This window comes from Ewingella allii, from assembly GCF_044430645.1.
Lineage (GTDB): Bacteria > Pseudomonadota > Gammaproteobacteria > Enterobacterales > Enterobacteriaceae > Ewingella > Ewingella allii.
Window position 1 is genome coordinate 95783 of the sequence record NZ_JAWUDN010000006.1, and the last position, 15507, is coordinate 111289.

14 protein-coding genes are annotated in these 15507 nt (G+C 56.7%); 1 reads left to right on the forward strand and 13 read right to left on the reverse strand.

Annotated features, from left to right (window positions below):
* Nucleotides 1-10: 10 nt before the first annotated feature.
* The 6 genes from cdd to SBO83_RS14440 form a co-directional block, all read right to left on the reverse strand.
* Nucleotides 11-895 (reverse strand): cytidine deaminase, encoded by an 885-nt coding sequence (gene cdd, locus SBO83_RS14415; RefSeq protein WP_353501517.1) that lies wholly within the window; start codon nt 893-895, stop codon nt 11-13.
* A 220-nt stretch (nt 896-1115) separates the two neighbouring features.
* A complete protein-coding gene (gene artM, locus SBO83_RS14420) occupies nt 1116-1784 on the reverse strand; it encodes an arginine ABC transporter permease ArtM (protein WP_353501518.1) in 669 nt (222 codons plus the stop codon).
* Entirely contained in the window at nt 1784-2500 is a 717-nt protein-coding gene (gene artQ / locus SBO83_RS14425; protein WP_353501519.1) for an arginine ABC transporter permease ArtQ, read from the reverse strand. Before artQ ends, artM begins: the two co-directional genes overlap by 1 nt.
* 12 nt (nt 2501-2512) lie before the next feature.
* Nucleotides 2513-3244 carry an arginine ABC transporter substrate-binding protein gene (gene artJ / locus SBO83_RS14430; protein ID WP_353501520.1) on the reverse strand — a complete coding sequence of 244 codons (732 nt, stop codon included), beginning with the start codon at nt 3242-3244 and terminating at the stop codon, nt 2513-2515.
* 20 nt (nt 3245-3264) lie between these two features.
* Nucleotides 3265-3993, reverse strand: a complete 729-nt coding sequence (gene artP, locus SBO83_RS14435; protein ID WP_396132075.1) for an arginine ABC transporter ATP-binding protein ArtP — start codon at nt 3991-3993, stop codon at nt 3265-3267.
* Between the two features lie 262 nt (nt 3994-4255).
* Nucleotides 4256-4831, reverse strand: a complete 576-nt coding sequence (locus SBO83_RS14440; RefSeq protein WP_396131985.1) for a lipoprotein — start codon at nt 4829-4831, stop codon at nt 4256-4258.
* Between the two features lie 214 nt (nt 4832-5045).
* On the opposite strand from SBO83_RS14440, the gene SBO83_RS14445 reads away from it, so the two are divergent.
* Nucleotides 5046-5891, forward strand: coding sequence for an N-acetylmuramoyl-L-alanine amidase (locus SBO83_RS14445; RefSeq protein WP_396131986.1), 846 nt, complete (start codon nt 5046-5048; stop codon nt 5889-5891).
* A gap of 11 nt (nt 5892-5902) precedes the next feature.
* On the opposite strand, the gene SBO83_RS14450 is transcribed toward SBO83_RS14445, so the two are convergent.
* The 7 genes from SBO83_RS14450 to SBO83_RS14480 all read right to left on the reverse strand — a co-directional run bounded on the left by SBO83_RS14450 (nt 5903) and on the right by SBO83_RS14480 (nt 15487).
* Nucleotides 5903-6937 (reverse strand): SDR family NAD(P)-dependent oxidoreductase, encoded by a 1035-nt coding sequence (locus SBO83_RS14450; RefSeq protein WP_396131987.1) that lies wholly within the window; start codon nt 6935-6937, stop codon nt 5903-5905.
* Between the two features lie 157 nt (nt 6938-7094).
* Nucleotides 7095-8537, reverse strand: a complete 1443-nt coding sequence (locus SBO83_RS14455; protein ID WP_396132076.1) for a DUF2867 domain-containing protein — start codon at nt 8535-8537, stop codon at nt 7095-7097.
* 90 nt (nt 8538-8627) lie between these two features.
* Nucleotides 8628-9644, reverse strand: a complete 1017-nt coding sequence (gene ltaE / locus SBO83_RS14460) for a low-specificity L-threonine aldolase (protein WP_396131988.1) — start codon at nt 9642-9644, stop codon at nt 8628-8630.
* A gap of 99 nt (nt 9645-9743) precedes the next feature.
* Entirely contained in the window at nt 9744-11465 is a 1722-nt protein-coding gene (gene poxB, locus SBO83_RS14465; protein ID WP_396131989.1) for a ubiquinone-dependent pyruvate dehydrogenase, read from the reverse strand.
* Nucleotides 11466-11704: 239 nt separating this feature from the next.
* Nucleotides 11705-12718 (reverse strand): NADH oxidoreductase, encoded by a 1014-nt coding sequence (gene hcr, locus SBO83_RS14470; RefSeq protein WP_396131990.1) that lies wholly within the window; start codon nt 12716-12718, stop codon nt 11705-11707.
* A gap of 45 nt (nt 12719-12763) precedes the next feature.
* On the reverse strand, nt 12764-14416 hold the full coding sequence (gene hcp / locus SBO83_RS14475; protein ID WP_396131991.1) for a hydroxylamine reductase: 1653 nt from the start codon (nt 14414-14416) through the stop codon (nt 12764-12766).
* 171 nt (nt 14417-14587) lie between these two features.
* Nucleotides 14588-15487: a lysine exporter LysO family protein gene (locus SBO83_RS14480; protein ID WP_396131992.1), complete on the reverse strand. Its 900-nt coding sequence runs from the start codon at nt 15485-15487 to the stop codon at nt 14588-14590.
* Nucleotides 15488-15507: the final 20 nt, after the last annotated feature.

Below are 15507 nucleotides of genomic sequence, written 5' to 3' on the forward strand. Positions count from 1 at the left end.
AAATAACAATTTACAGCGTAATTGCCGTTAATTGCTGGCAGCCCAACGCGGCGAGGGTGGCGCGGGTGGCATCGAGCTGGCTGACCAGCGGCTGGTGGCGTTCGACGATCACCGCACGGCGGATTTTCAGGCAGTCTTCACCGGACAGATTCAGCAAAATCAGCGCCCCTTGCAGCGGCGGCAGGCTCGGGTTAAATGCGGCGTTCTCCGCGTAGCGCCCGGCGAAAATTTTGCCAGTTTCGGTTTCCAGCGCGACGCCGCTGTGTGACTGGCTATAAGGTGCATGGCTCTGGTTACACGCATCTAAAGCCTGTTGGCTCAGGGCATCTTGCTCGGCAATCTGATAACCGTGATTGACCTTGTCCATCAGCAGCGTGGTGATATCCAAGTCTTTCGGGCCGAAGGAGTAGGGCAGGTAGTCGCCCAGCGTGGCGACATCGCGGTCCGGCAGATGGATATTCAACTCAGTGCCGCTGTTCAGCTCATTCATAAACTGACGGCAGTGGCCGCACGGTGTGTAGTTGACGGTGATTGACGCCAGTTTGGCCTCTCCGCGTAACCAGGCGTGCGTCACCGCAGACTGCTCCGCGTGCACGGTTTGCTGCATGGAAGCGCCACTGAACTCCATATTGGCACCGAAGTACAGGTTGCCAGAAACACCTCGCGCTACGGCACCCACGTGGAAATGGGAGATAGGCGTCAGGGAGCAGGCGGCGGCCAGCGGCAGCAGTGTAAACGCCAGTGCATCATCATCCAAGCCCGTCTGCGCTTTGACGTTCGCGACCTGATCGGCTGTCAACATGGCCGGGAAGTCGTCACGGCTGAGCAACGGTTCGAGTGCGGTCTGAAGAGTGGCGGGCAGTGTGGCGAATGCGTCGAGGAAACGAGAATGCATGGGTGTGATCCTTCAGGATTTACGGGAAATCATTCTATGAGTCTTTTGGAGAATATTGTGTGACTTTTGTCACTATTTTTATGAAATGAGGTGATGTTGTTGCAGTAATGCGAGATATCTCGCAAGTTTCAGCTATGCCCACGAGGAATTGCATTGCATTCGGCATAAAAAAAGCGACCCGCAGGTCGCTTTTCAATCAAGGCAGAGCTTGCCGTGCAGTTTAGTTGCGGCGTTCAAACGCCAGCGCGCGGCGCTCGATCAGGCGCATCATCAGCGTCAGCAGGCCGTTAACACACAGATAAACCAGACCTGCCGCGCCAAACACCATCACATCATAGGTTCGGCCATACATTAATTGGCTGTGGCCCATCACGTCCATCAAGGTAATAGTGTACGCCAGCGACGTACTTTTAAACACCAACACCACTTCGTTCGAATAGGACGACAGGGCGCGTTTAAAAGCAAACGGCAGCAGAATGCGCAGCGACTGTTTCTTCGACATGCCCAGTGCTTCGCAAGATTGCCACTGACCCGACGGAATAGCGCGCATGGCACCGGCAAACAGCTGGGTAGTGTAAGCCGCGCTGTTCAGCGCCAGCGCAAACATCGCACAAAGCCAAGGCTGTGACAGCAAGTCCCACAACCAAGGGATTTCGCGAATCGAGGGGAACTGGCCCGGCCCGTAATAGATAAGGAAGATCTGCACCAGCAGCGGCGTGCCGGTGAACAGCGTGATGTAACCTTTCACTATTTGGCTGAGTACCGGCACTTTGAGTGTCAGCACCACGGTAAAAATCAGCGCCAGCAGCAGCGCGACGATCAGCGCCGCAATGGTCAGCGTCAGGCTGGTGTGCAGCCCTTTGACAACTTCGGGTAAGTAATCCCACATCAGGAAGCACTCCGTTCAAAGCGCGTGGTACGGAGTTCGATGCGTTTGATGACAAACTGGCTGAACAGGGTAACTAACAGATAAATTGCGGCGGCAATCATGTACCAAGTGAAAGGTTCTTGAGTGCGGGTCGCGATGCTCTTGGTTTGCAGCATCAGGTCGTTGACGCTAATCAGCGACACCAGCGCGGTATCTTTCAACAGCACCAGCCACTGGTTGCTCAAGCCCGGCAGGGCGTGACGCCACATTTGAGGCATGATTAAGCGGAAGAAAATTGCTGTTTTCTTCATGCCCAGCACTTGTCCTGATTCCCACTGGCCTTGCGGCACGGCTTTCAGCGCGCCGCGCAGGGTCTGCGAAGCATAGGCCGAATAGAGCAGGGAAAGGGCGATGACGCCGCAGACGAAGGGGCTGACTTCGAAATTATCAATCGGCAACTTCACCGGGATCTGGAACAGGCCCAAATTGATGTTGAAGCCGTCGGCCAGCACCACTAATAGCTGCGAAGAGCCGAAATAGATAAACAGCACCACCAGAATTTCCGGCAGGCCGCGCAGAATCGTCACCCACGCCGTACCCAGCCAGCTGACGGGTTTCCACGGCGCAGATTCCCACACCGCAAAAATCATCGCCAAAAACAGGCCGAGGACCAGCGCACAAACGGCAAGGCCGACGGTCATCCCGGCGGCGCTTGCGAGAGGTAGAAGTTCAGTCATTGATGGCAAAACTTACTGTTGGAACCATTTTGAATACAGAGTCTGGTAAGTGCCGTCAGCCTTCACTTTTGCCAGTCCGTCATTCAGTTTTTTCAGCAACTCGGTGTTGTTCTGGCGAACAGCAATGCCCAGACCCACGCCGAAGTAGTCTTTATCGGTGATTTTGTCGCCGACGGATGAGAGGTTAGGGTTCTGTTTCAGCCACTCGTTCACCACGGCGGTGTCACCGAATACGGCGTCAAGACGGCCATTTTTCAGATCCAGTACGGCGTTCTGATAGCTGTCGTAAGGCACGGCGGTGATCTCAGGATGTTTTTCCATCAGGTATTTCTGGTGGGTACTGCCGTTTTGCATCCCAACGCGTTTGCCTTTCAGCGCGGCGAGGTCAGCGAACTTACCTTTCTCAGCGATGAACAGCGCGGAGTTTTCATAGTAAGGCGTGGAGAAGGCGACCTGCTTTTCGCGGTCTGGCGTAATGTCCATGCCGGAGATTACCGCGTCAAAACGGCGGAACTTCAGGCTTGGGATCAGGCTGTCGAACGCCTGATTGGTGAAAGTACAGTTAGCCTGAATCTCTTTACAGACGGCATTCGCCAGGTCAACGTCAAAGCCCTGAATCTTGTTGCCGGAGTCCACAAATTCAAACGGAGGATAAGAGGCTTCCATCGCGAAACGAATGTTTTCAGCTGCGCTGGCAGACAGAGTGACGCTCGCCAAAACAGCAGCAATTAATAATTTTTTCATCGCAAACTCCGTAGTAAACATCAATGAGACAGATAGCTGGCAAACTCTTTGGTTTGCGGCTGGGTAAAGCAGGTGGCATCGCCTTGTTCAACGACGCGACCGTTTTCCATGTAAACCACGCGGCTGGCGGTTTTACGCGCAACTTCCACTTCGTGGGTCACGATAACCTGAGTAATGCCGGTACCGGCCAGTTCGCGAATAATGCTGACGATTTGCGCGGTGATTTCTGGATCCAGCGCGGCGGTCGGCTCATCAAACAGCAGCACCTGCGGCTCCATCATCAGGGCGCGGGCAATGGCGACGCGCTGCTGTTGGCCACCGGAAAGATGCAGAGGGAAGCGCGACGCGTAGTCAGTCAGGCGCAGGCGGGTCAGCAGCTTTTCTGCCCGCTTCATGGCGACATCTTTGCTTAAACCCAATACGCGGATTGGCGCTTCAAGCAGGTTGTCGAGCACCGTGCGGTGCGGCCATAAGTTATATTGTTGGAAAACCATCCCGACGTTTTGGCGCAGTTCACGCACCGCCTTTTCGTCAGGTTTTTTGGTGAAATCGAAGGTGTTCCCGGCTATCTGCAACGTGCCTGAACGCGGCATTTCCAGCAGGTTTAACACGCGCAGAAGAGAACTTTTCCCGGCACCGCTTGGCCCGAGCAACACGAGGGTTTCTCCGGCTGGGCAGTCGAGCTGAATGTCGAACAACGCCTGATGTGCGCCGTAGAAGCAGTTGATGTTATTTAGTTGAATACTCATGCGCAAATAGTGAATAGCCATTGATGCCGCGGATGTTAACTTCTGTAGCATAGTTATGCAACGATCGCGGCTTAAAATTTATGAGTGAGGTGCTTTAGTAGTAAACCATAGCACATCATATTGTCTCCCCTTCATCCTTCAAGCCGTTTCTGCGTTGGCTGCCTTCACTCACCTCGGTCACTTACTGGAGTAAGCTCCCGGGGATTCGCTCAGTTGCCGGCTTGATCCAACTCGAATGATTTAGGGGAGCTACTCATCGCGATTATTGATTTTCCAGAACCTGACGCAGCGTGCCGCTGGAGGCGAAGTCGAGGTCTGCCATGTAGCGCACGTCGTCGACGGCCCAGCATTGGCCTTCGCGCACCATCAACACTTCATCTTTCCAGGTTGAATTCGCGCCGTTGTCTTTGGCGTGGGTCATGGTCACGCGCAGCGGGATGTTGCGGGCGTCGGTATTCGGAATAGTGGAGGCGTCATCAACCCAGGCCGAAGTCGGGCCGTCGAACAGGCTGGAGAACACGTCGCCGTCGCTGGCACCCTGTTTTTCATTCGGCGTGGCGGCGATATCTACTTTACGTTCAGACTGTGCCTTGAGCAGCGCGTTATACAGGCCGGTGCTCAGGTAAGGGCGGTATTGCGCCAGCTGGCTGCTATTCGGCAGGCCAGAACCGCCATTTTTAATGCGTAAATCATAGAATTTCTGCGCGACGGTGTCTGGGCCTCCATCAACGCAGGGCGCAGTGCGACTGCCAATATCCTTAAAAGCCGGTTCAACCGTAGTACATGCGCTGAGGGTCAGCACCAGGGGGATCGCGGCGGCAAGTGTTTTATATTTCATCGTATTCCTTACTGAAAGATTGAACGTTTTCACCATGACTTTCTTTAGCATACAGTATAAAACCGATTTGGATTGATGCACGGTGCGGTGCGAAATCAACCTTAGCTCATAAGCTATACTCAAGGCATTGGCTGATGACTGGCTGGCAAACGGACGAAAACTAATAAGGAATACTTATGCAACATTTCCTCACTGCTTCCTTTGAATTCTGCTTATGAAGGCGTTATGGCGCAACGGCGGAGCGATGATTGCCGCCATAATGCTGCTGACGGGCTGCCAAACCTCGCCGTCTTCCGAGCAGAATTTACCCTATCGGCTAGAAAACCAGCGACAGGCGCAGGGCGCAGACCAGCGCGTGCGTTTTCTGGTGATCCATTACACCGCCGAAGATTTCCACAACGCATTAAATACGCTTACTGATGAGCACGTCAGCGCACATTATTTAATTCCGGCGCACCCGCCGGTGGAAAACGGCAAACCCGTGGCGTGGCAACTGGTGCCAGAGTCGCAGCGCGCCTGGCACGCCGGGGCCAGCGGCTGGCGCGGGCGCACTAATCTCAATGACACCTCTATTGGCATTGAGCTGGAAAACAAGGGCTACAGCCGCCATCTGCTCGGCAAGCATTTCTACCCATTCCCGCCCGCGCAGATTGACCTGCTCGCCGATCTCAGCCAGCAAATTATCCAGCGTTACCAGATTGAGCCGCGCAACGTGGTGGGCCATAGCGACATCGCACCGCTGCGCAAAGACGATCCGGGGCCGCTGTTTCCGTGGCATGAACTGGCCAAACGCGGCATAGGCGCGTGGCCCGACGCCCAGCGAGTCAGGGATAATCTGGCGGGGCGCGATCCGCATCAGGCAGTGGATAAAACCGACTTGCTGGCGAAGCTTCAGCAATACGGCTATCCGGTGACGCCAGACATGAACCAAGCCCAGCAGCGGCGGGTGATTGCCGCTTTCCAGATGCATTTTCGCCCGGCGGATTATCGCGGCGAGGCCGATGCTGAATCTGACGCCATTATCAGCGCGCTGTTACAGCAATACCCGGCAGGAAATTAAGAAGTATGGGGTTAGTCGCGCTTATTACCGATGCCCTGCAAACCTTGCAGACGGCCGTGGTCGCGCAGCCAGTTGGCGGTGCGGATAATGCCTTGATCGAGTGAGATCACCGGGCGATAGCCCAATTCATCCTGCGCGCGCTGCGTGTCGAGGGTGAGATCGAAATTCAGCTTGGCGACGCTGTAGTGGGTCAACACCGGCTCTTTGTGCGAGTTCTTGCTGATCTTCTCCATGCCGCGCGCCATCATGTCCAGTAGCGGATAGGGCACCGAGCGAATGCGGTAATTCATCTCCAGCGCGTCCATCAAATGCTCCACCATGGTTCGCAGCGGTCGTGGCTGCTGGTTGGTGATGTTGAAGGCGCGGCCGGATTCGGTCTTTTGGGTCTGCGTCGCCAGCCACATGGCGTGCACGGCGTTTTCCACATAAGTCATGTCGACCAGCGCTTCACCACCGCGCGGCAGCATCAGCGTCCCGCCGTATTTCAACATTTGCAGCAGGCGCGGCAGCAGCACATTGTCGTGCGGCCCAAACACCCCCTGCGGGCGTAAAATCGTGAAGTGAGTCTGTGGATTGGACAGCGCCAGCGTGGTGATCACCTGTTCGGCCGCTGCCTTGCTGCGCGCAAAGGAGTTAGCAAAACGGTTGGGGCGAAAATCTTCTTTTATATTGCGATGATGGTGGAAGTCGAAGTAGATCGCGGGCGAAGAGAGGTGGACGAAGTTTTCGACACCGTAGGCCGTGGCCCACTCACCGAGGCGGCGCGTGGCGCGCACGTTGGCCAGTTCGAACTCCTGCTCGCTGCCCCATGGGGAAATCATCCCCGAGCAGTGCCACAGGGTGTCCACATCCGCCAGCAGCACTTTGGCCTGCGATGAGACCAGGCTGGTGAGGTCCGCGTGGACGAACTCCGCGCCCATTTTTTGCAACAGCGAGCCCATTGCAGCGTTACGCCCCGTCGCCCTGACGCTAATGCCTTTGTTACGCAGAAATTCTACGGCATTGCGGCCAAGACCGCTGCTGGCGCCTGTCACGAGTACTTTCATAAATAGGTCAATTCCAACGCTTTTTTACGGGGCTGAGGTTCAATCCAATACCCATGAGCAATAAGGGTGCCATTCTTTCGTGAAATTGTGCTACTTGCAATCGGAAAGGCGGAAAGCGTGACGCCAGCCGGTGCGACTGCGCGGGAAATAATCCGCGTCACAGGCCGCAGCGATCTTTTTGCCGAGCGAGGCTGGCAATGCGCTTCGCCATGCCACGAAAAATAAACTGATGAGCGGGCATCATGCTGAACCAGTAGAGCAAACCGCTAAAGCCCGCCGGGTGCCACCATGCCCGGACGTCGATGCTGCGGCTGTCGCCGTGATCGGTAATGGTGAAGGTGAGCCGCCCCAGCCCCGGCGCTTTCATGCCAAACAGCAGCGACAGTTCGCGCTGGGGTTGCAGCCCAATCACTTTCCAACCGTCAATCTTGTCACCCAGCCGCAGCTGCGGGCGTTCCGGGCGGCCATACTTCACGCGCCCACCGAGCAAATCATCGATTCTGGCGCGCAGCCGCCACAGTTTGTTGGCGTAGAAATAGCCTTCTTTGCCGCCTAATTGCTGAATAACCTGCCACAGCGCGGCTTTGGATGCCGTGGTCTCCAGCTTAAATCCGGCCTGCTTCGGGTAGTAGCCGTAACCCGGACGCCAGCGGGCGCGGGCGTCAGCGTCGTAATGCCAGTCGGAGGAGTCGAGCACCTGCTGCTCTTCCTGCGCCAGCGTAGCGCGAATCGACTCGTTTACCGTGATGAGTTTCTGCGGAATAAGCTGGCGCAGCGCCGCGCTATCGGCGGGTAAATCATGTTTCAGCCCCTGAATCAGCGCCTTCGCCAGCGGCGTCGGCACCGAGGTAATTAGGCTGAGGAAGTAGACTGAAATCAGCGACGTAGGCAGAGGTAACGGCAGCAGCCAGCGGCGTTTACCACTGATGGCGATAAAGCGTTCAAACAGCGTCTGGTAACTCATATATTCCGGGCCGCCCGCGTCGAAATGGCGATGTGACTGCGGGGGAAGGGCAATCAGCCCGCTGAGATAATTCAGCAAGTTTTCCAGCGCCAGCGGGGATGATTTCGAGCGCACCCAGCGCGGCGGCGTGAGGATTGGCAAGTTGTAGACCATGTCGCGCATCACTTCGAAGGCGGCAGAGCCTGCGCCGATCACAATGCCCGCGCGCAGTTCCGTCACCGGAATATCACCACGTCGCAGCAGGTCGCCGGTGAGTTTTCGCGCTTGCAGATGGGCGGAGTGGCTGGCTTGCGGCTGCATCGAGCCGAGATAGACAATGTGTTTGATGGAGGACTCTTTCAGCGCCAGCAGGGTGTTCTGCGCCGCCTGTCGCTCTTTCTCCAGCAGGTCGTCATCCTCGCTCATGGAGTGAACCAGATAGACCAGCACGTCGGCACCTGCGAACGCTTCTTTCAAACTTTTGCTGTTATACACATCCGCGAAGCAGCAGCGCACATTGGGCCATTTCTGCTGCTGTAGCCACTCGACGCGCCTTGCTGCCGCAGTGACCTGATAGCCCTGCTGGCTAAGATGTGAGGTCAGATGCTGGCCGATGTAACCGCTGGCCCCAAGCACCACGACCCTTGTGGTTGGTATTGACACTGGCATCATCCATTTCGCTCATTGAGGAAAAAATCGATGATAAAAAAGCGGCGCTTAAGCCGCTTTGTTTATTCATCGCAAAGCTTACTTGGCGTGATGTTGCAGGAAGTCTTGCCACAGAGACACGACTTTTTGCAGATCAGCCCGACTAATGTCGATATGTGTGATCAGACGAGTCAGCGGACCGGCGCTGAGGATCACCCCGCGCTCGCGCATCCACGGGCCAAGTTTGGCGGCCAACTCGGCAGATTGCTTGATGTACAGAATGTTGGTCTGCGCGCCCGGCGCGGCGATTTCCACGCCAATCGCCCGCAGTTGCTGCTCAAGCCAGACCGCGTTGTCGTGGTCTTCTCTTAGGCGTTCAACGTTGTTTTCTAACGCATAAATCCCCGCGGCTGCCAGAATGCCCGCCTGACGCCAGCCGCCGCCGGTCATCTTGCGCCAGCGATTGGCGCGGGTAATGTACTCGCGGCTGCCGCACAGCACCGAGCCAACCGGCGTCCCCAGACCTTTCGACAGGCAGATGGTCAGGGTGTCGCAATACTGGGTTATCTCGATCAGCGGCACGTTCAGCGCGACGCTGGCATTCATGATGCGTGCGCCGTCAATGTGCAGCGACAGCCCTTTTTCGCGGGTAAATTCAAAGGCTTTTTGCAGGTAATCCAGTGGCAGTACCTTGCCGCTGTGGGTATTTTCCAGACTCAACAGACGAGTCCGCGCGAAGTGAATGTCGTCCGGCTTGATGGCGGCAGCCACTTTGTCGAGAGGAATGGAGCCATCGGCGTCCATCTCCAGCGGCTGGGGCTGGATACTGCCGAGGACGGCGGCACCACCGGCTTCATACATATAGTTGTGGGCTTTTTGGCCGACAATGTACTCGTCGCCACGCTGACAGTGGGTCAGCAGAGCCACCAAATTGGCCTGAGTGCCGGTCGGCATAAACAGCGCGGCTTCTTTGCCGGTCAGCCTGGCGGCCAGTTCTTGCAATGCATTAACCGTCGGGTCATCCCCGTACACATCGTCGCCCACTTCTGCATGAGCCATAGCCTGACGCATTGCTTCGCTCGGGCGAGTCACTGTATCACTGCGTAAATCGATCAACGTCGGAGTCCTTTTAGAAAAGTGGAGAAGGGGCGGAAGCTGCGCGGGCCGTTTTGCAACAACCCGCGCAGTACTCACAGCACTATATCCCCGACGGGGTTATCGCAGCCAGTTGGTTTTCGCCAGTTCTACCACTTCGTCGCCACGGCCGTTGATCACCGCGCGCAGCATATACAAGCTGAAGCCCTTGGCCTGCTCAAGTTTGATTTGCGGCGGCATCGCCAGCTCGTCGGTGGCGGTCACCACGTCAACCAGCACCGGGCCTTCATAGGCAAAGGCGTCTTGCAGCGCGGCATCGACGTCGGAAGCTTTCTCCACGCGAATGCCTTTGATGCCCGCGGCTTCAGCCATGGCGGCGAAGTTCGGATTTTTCAGCTCGGTGCCGTCGGTCAGATAGCCCCCGGCCTTCATCTCCATCGCCACAAAGCCCAGCACGCTGTTGTTGAAAATAACGATTTTCACCGGCAGCTTCTGCTGCGCCAGCGTCAGGAAATCCCCCATCAGCATGGTGAAGCCGCCGTCGCCGCACATGGCGACCACTTGACGGTTACGGTCAATGGCCTGTGCGCCCAGTGCCTGCGGCATGGCGTTAGCCATCGAACCGTGGTTGAAGGAGCCAATCAGGCGGCGCTGGCCGTTCATCTGCAAGTAGCGGCAGGCCCAGACGGTGGGCGTGCCCACGTCACAGGTGAACACCGCGTCGGCATCGGCAAAGCGGCTAATCTGTTGCGCCAAATACTGCGGGTGGATCGCCTGTTTGTCATTCATCGTGGCGAGGCCGTCGAGGTCTTTGCGCGCCTCTTGATAGTGTTTCAGCGCCTTGTCGAGGAATTTACGGTCGCTTTTTTCCTGCAACTTCGGCAGCAGTGCGGTCAGCGTGGTTTTGATATCACCCACCAGCGCCATGTCCACCTGACAGTGCGCCCCAATGCTGCCCGGATTGATATCAATCTGGATGATAGTGGCGTCTGTTGGGTAGAAGGCGCGGTAAGGGAACTGGGTGCCGAGCAGGATCAGCGTGTCGGCATTCATCATGGCGTGGTAGCCGGATGAGAAGCCAATCAGGCCGGTCATCCCGACGCTATAAGGGTTGTCCCACTCAATATGCTCTTTGCCACGCAGGGCGTGAACCACCGGCGCTTTGAGGGTTTCTGCCAGTTTCACCACTTCATCATGGGCACCGGCACAGCCACTGCCGCACATCAGGGTGATGTTTTTCGCGCCCTTGAGCACTTCCACCAGCTTTTCCATTTCGGACAGGTTTGGCAGCACCAGCGGCAACTGCGGCGGATACCATTTGGCCGTCGCGTCTTCCGGCGCAGGCTTTAGCGCCACGTCGCCCGGCAGCACTATCACCGACACGCCGCGATTGAGAATGGCTTTGCGCATGGCGATGCCCAGCACCTGCGGCAGCTGGTCGGGATGGGTGATCATCTCGCAATAGTGGCTGCACTCGCGAAACAGCTCAGTAGGGTGAGTTTCCTGGAAATAGCCGGTACCGATTTCGCTCGAAGGGATGTGGGCGGCAATCGCCACCACCGGCACGTGGTTGCGGTGGCAGTCAAACAGACCGTTGATTAAGTGCAGGTTGCCCGGCCCGCATGAGCCGGCGCATACCGCCAGTTCGCCCGTCAGCTGGGCTTCCGCGCCGGCGGCAAAGGCGGCCACTTCTTCATGTCGGGTGCCCATCCATTCAATGGTTCCCATGCGGTTTAAACTATCGCTAAGCCCATTAAGGGAATCGCCGGTGACGCCCCAAATCCGTTTAACGCCAGCCTCTTCAAGTGTTTTTGCCAGCAACGAAGCCACGGTGTGTTTCATAGATCCCTCCAGATAGACTGTTTAATCGATCGCATCGATAAGTTAAAAGCTCCGCTAATCATAGTTCATGATGCAAATGTGATTTGTTTCGAGAATGCTTTTAAGATTTCGATAGATTTCCGTATTGGTCTTCAACCTTATAGAAAAGGTCAGGGAGTGGGGTTGTAGTTTTGTAAATCTACCCGGCCTAACTGTAAATCTAGATGTCTACAGGCAGGCCGGGAGTCGGGGAAAGGGGATTAGGCTAAGGTCACGTCGCCATGCAGCTGGCAGCTACAGGCCAAGACGTAGCCTTCGGCTATCTCGGCGTCGGTCAGGGTCATTTGGCTGGTGGTCGTGAAATCGCCGCCGATCACGCGGGTTTTACAACTGCCGCAGACACCGGCGCGGCAGGCGGCATTGACCGGCAGTTGGTGCTGCTCCATCGCCGCCAGCAGGGTAGAACCGACGGGCACCTTGTAGTGGTCAAGCGGCGTCAGGCGAGTCATCGTCAGCAGCTTATTGCTTTGTGGCTCGGCAATCGGCTGGTGGAACTGCTCGGTGATGACGCTATTGTCCGCCGCGCCCAGGGCTTTAACCCACTGTTCAGCCAGCCGCATATAAGGCGCCGGGCCGCAAATCATCACCCGTCGCGCCGCCATGTCTGTCACACCAGTCTCCAACAGGTCTTGGCTCAGTCGCCCGGCGACAAAGCCCTCTGTTGCATTGTTCTCTGATAATAACGTTAAGTTTAACTGTGGGTAACTTGCTGCCAATTGTTGCCATTGGGTAGCGAAAATCACATCCTGCGGGCTGCGCACGCTGTAAAACACCGTCACGGGTCTTACTGGCGTTTGCTGTAGAACCGCGCGACAAATCGACATAACCGGCGTCACGCCGCAGCCCGCCGCCAGTAGCAGCAGGGGCTGGTCGCCGTCGCAGACAAAGCTGCCCTGAGCATCTGAAAGCCAGAGATAGTCGCCAACTTTCACCTCTTGAGTCAGCCAATTCGAGCCTTGGCCGTCGGCAATTTGGCGAACCGTCAGGGTGATAAACGGACTGACGCCGGGCGTGGAGGATAGGGTATATGCCCGCTGCATCTGGCCGCTAGTGCCAATATTCACCAGCGCAAACTGGCCGGGCTGGTAGTCATAAGGCACATGGCTGAAAAGAGATAAAGTCCAGATATCGGCGGTTTCTTGTTGAATGTCATGCACCTGCAGGCGATTGGGGCACAGCAGCGTGGGTTGGTCGGCAAACAGAGGGAAAGTCATGGCGCGTTCCTCGAGGGGCCGGTGTCGCGCACCGGCCGGGTGAAATTATTGTGGCAACATCTGGCGCAGGTCGTCCTCAACCGAGGTGATGGCGCGCAGGCCGAATTTTTCATTCAGCACGTTCAACAGGTTTTCTGTCAGGAAGGCCGGAGCCGTCGGGCCGGTGGCAATATTCTTCACCCCGAGCGAGAGCAGAGTCAGCAAAATAACAATCGCTTTCTGCTCAAACCATGACAGCACCAGGCTCAGCGGCAGGTCGTTGACGCTGCAGCCCAGCTTGTCGGCCAGATGCACCGCCAGCATGATGGCCGAGTAGGCATCGTTGCACTGGCCGACGTCCAGCAGGCGCGGCAGCGGGCCGAGGGTGCCGAAGTCCAGCTTGTTGAAGCGATATTTACCGCAGGCCAGCGTCATGATCAGGCAGTCGTCGGGCACGGCGCGGGCTAAGTCGGTGAAGTAGCTGCGTTCGCCACGACTGCCGTCACAGCCGCCAATCAGGAAGATGTGGCGCAGCTGTTTGCTGGCCACCAAGTCAATTACCGTGTCGGCCGCGCCGAGCAGGGTTTCGCGGCCAAAGCCGACGGTGATCTCCTGCTCGATTTCACTGTATTTGAATCCCGGCTCGGCCAAGGCCTGAGCAATCACCAGCGCGAAATCTTCCCCTTCCAGATGCTTCACGCCCGGCCAGCCGACAATGCTGCGGGTCCAGATCCGGTCACCGTAGTTGCCGACATTCGGGTCAATAATGCAGTTGGAGGTCATCACCACCGGCCCCGGGAATTTGGCGAATTCAATTTGCTGGTTCTGCCAGCCGCTGCCGTAGTTGCCCGCCAGATGCGGATACTTCTTCAACTCCGGGTAGCCGTGGGCGGGAAGCATTTCACCGTGGGTATAGATGTTAATGCCAGTGCCGGCGGTCTGTTCGAGCAGCATCTGCAAATCTTTCAGGTCATGGCCGGAGATCAGAATGGCTTTCCCGGCGCGAGGCTTGACGTTCACCGCCGTAGGCTGCGGGTGCCCGTAGGCGTCCGTTTCGCCTTTATCGAGGATCTCCATCACGCGGAAATTCATCTTGCCGATGCCCATCGCATTTTCCAGCAGGGTGGTCATGTCGGCGGGCTGGGTGCCGAGCCACGCCATGAGGCGGTGATAATCGGCATAGATATGGGTGTCTGACTGGCCCAGCACGTGGGCGTGTTCCATATAGGCGGCGGCCCCTTTCAGGCCATACAGGCAGAGCAGGCGTAGGCCGTGGATATCGTCACCAACTTCGGCTTTATCGCTGTTTAAGGCAAACTGCTGGGCCTGAATCTGTAGCTGGTCGATGGCGTCGCTGGTCAAAGTCAGATTTGCCAAAGGGTGCGGGTTGCTGATGGCCGGATCCATCAGGCGGCAGCGGCTGGCAAGGGATTCGCGATAGCTAATGGCTTCGCGGGCATAAGCCACGATGCGCGCCGAGTCAAAGTTAACGTTGGTTAAGGTTGAGAAGAAGGCGCGGGGCGCAAAGGCGTCAATTTCTGCATCAATGATGTCATAGCCCCGGGCGATGAGTGCCCACGAGGATAGGCCCTGTAGCACCGCCACCAGCAGGTCTTGCAGGTCAGAGGTTTCAGCCGTTTTGCCACACATCCCCTGCGCATAGGCGCAGCCGCTGGTGGTCGGGGTTCTCACCGTTTGTTCACATTGCACACAAAACATTATCCACTCCTTTTATAAGTTGCATTTATAATGCATGTTTTAAGTTAAGCCTAAGACGCAACAGGCAAGAATTGAAGTGCTTTGTGGAATAAGTGCAGATGGGTTGATTTAGCGCAATTTCTGAAGAAAGGCCGTCGCGCTGGCGCAGAGGCCAGCGCGAGGTGAAACCGGTCAGGCGGAGAAGAAGGCCATCAGGATTGGCGCGATCAGGCTCAGCAAGAAGCCATGCACCACCGCCGGTGGCACCATGTCCAATCCGCCGCTGCGTTGCAGCACCGGCAGGGTGAAGTCCATGGAGGTTGCGCCACATAGGCCCAGCGCCGAGGAGCGGCTGGAGCGCACCAAGGTTGGGATCAGCATAATGGCGCACAGCTCGCGGGCTAAATCGTTAAAGAACGCCGCGCTGCCGACCACCGGGCCAAAAGCGTCCGTCAACACAATGCCGGAGAGGGAGTACCAGCCGTAGCCGGAGGCCATCGCCAATCCGGTATTCAGCGGCAAGCCGAGCAGCAGCGCGGCCAGCGCGCCGCCGACCAGTGAGCTGACGGCCACCACCGACGCCACTAATATGCCACGGCGGTTAAGGATGATTTGGCGCAACGTCATGCTGCTATTGCGCAGCTGCATCCCCACCAGCGCCAGCAGGAAAATCAGCGCCACTTCGCTGGCTTCTGAGGCGTAAGTCAGCCAGTGCCACTGGGTCAGGCCGAGCAAGAAACCGGCGATCACCACGCCGCATAGCTTGAGTGAATCAATCGCCATATTCAGGCGAGAAGGCAGGGACTCTTGCTGATGATTGGATTTCCAGGGTTTACGCTTTTCCAACAGCCAAAGTGCGACAAGATTGAAAATGAAAATGCACAAGAAACAGACCGCCGCGTATTTGAAAATCAGCAGCAGATTCGTACTCAGATTATCGAGAAAGGCTAAGCTGACGCCCATGATGAATAGGATCACATACACCATCCAACTCAGCAGGCGGTTAATGGCATAAAGCAAAGCCGATTTTTTTAATGGAATGAGATAGCCGATGATCAGCGGCAAAAGAATGATCAGTAAACCTGAATACATGAAGCTTTCCGTGTAGTTGC

Coding starts and splice junctions, on each gene's coding strand:
- poxB (WP_396131989.1), bottom strand. CDS start 11,465: ATGAAACACACCGTGGCTTCGTTGCTGGCAAAAACACTTGAAGAGGCT.
- SBO83_RS14440 (WP_396131985.1), bottom strand. CDS start 4,831: ATGAAATATAAAACACTTGCCGCCGCGATCCCCCTGGTGCTGACCCTC.
- hcr (WP_396131990.1), bottom strand. CDS start 12,718: ATGACTTTCCCTCTGTTTGCCGACCAACCCACGCTGCTGTGCCCCAAT.
- artQ (WP_353501519.1), bottom strand. CDS start 2,500: ATGACTGAACTTCTACCTCTCGCAAGCGCCGCCGGGATGACCGTCGGC.
- SBO83_RS14445 (WP_396131986.1), top strand. CDS start 5,046: ATGAAGGCGTTATGGCGCAACGGCGGAGCGATGATTGCCGCCATAATG.
- hcp (WP_396131991.1), bottom strand. CDS start 14,416: ATGTTTTGTGTGCAATGTGAACAAACGGTGAGAACCCCGACCACCAGC.
- artJ (WP_353501520.1), bottom strand. CDS start 3,244: ATGAAAAAATTATTAATTGCTGCTGTTTTGGCGAGCGTCACTCTGTCT.
- SBO83_RS14480 (WP_396131992.1), bottom strand. CDS start 15,487: ATGTATTCAGGTTTACTGATCATTCTTTTGCCGCTGATCATCGGCTAT.
- artP (WP_396132075.1), bottom strand. CDS start 3,993: ATGAGTATTCAACTAAATAACATCAACTGCTTCTACGGCGCACATCAG.
- SBO83_RS14450 (WP_396131987.1), bottom strand. CDS start 6,937: ATGAAAGTACTCGTGACAGGCGCCAGCAGCGGTCTTGGCCGCAATGCC.
- cdd (WP_353501517.1), bottom strand. CDS start 895: ATGCATTCTCGTTTCCTCGACGCATTCGCCACACTGCCCGCCACTCTT.
- artM (WP_353501518.1), bottom strand. CDS start 1,784: ATGTGGGATTACTTACCCGAAGTTGTCAAAGGGCTGCACACCAGCCTG.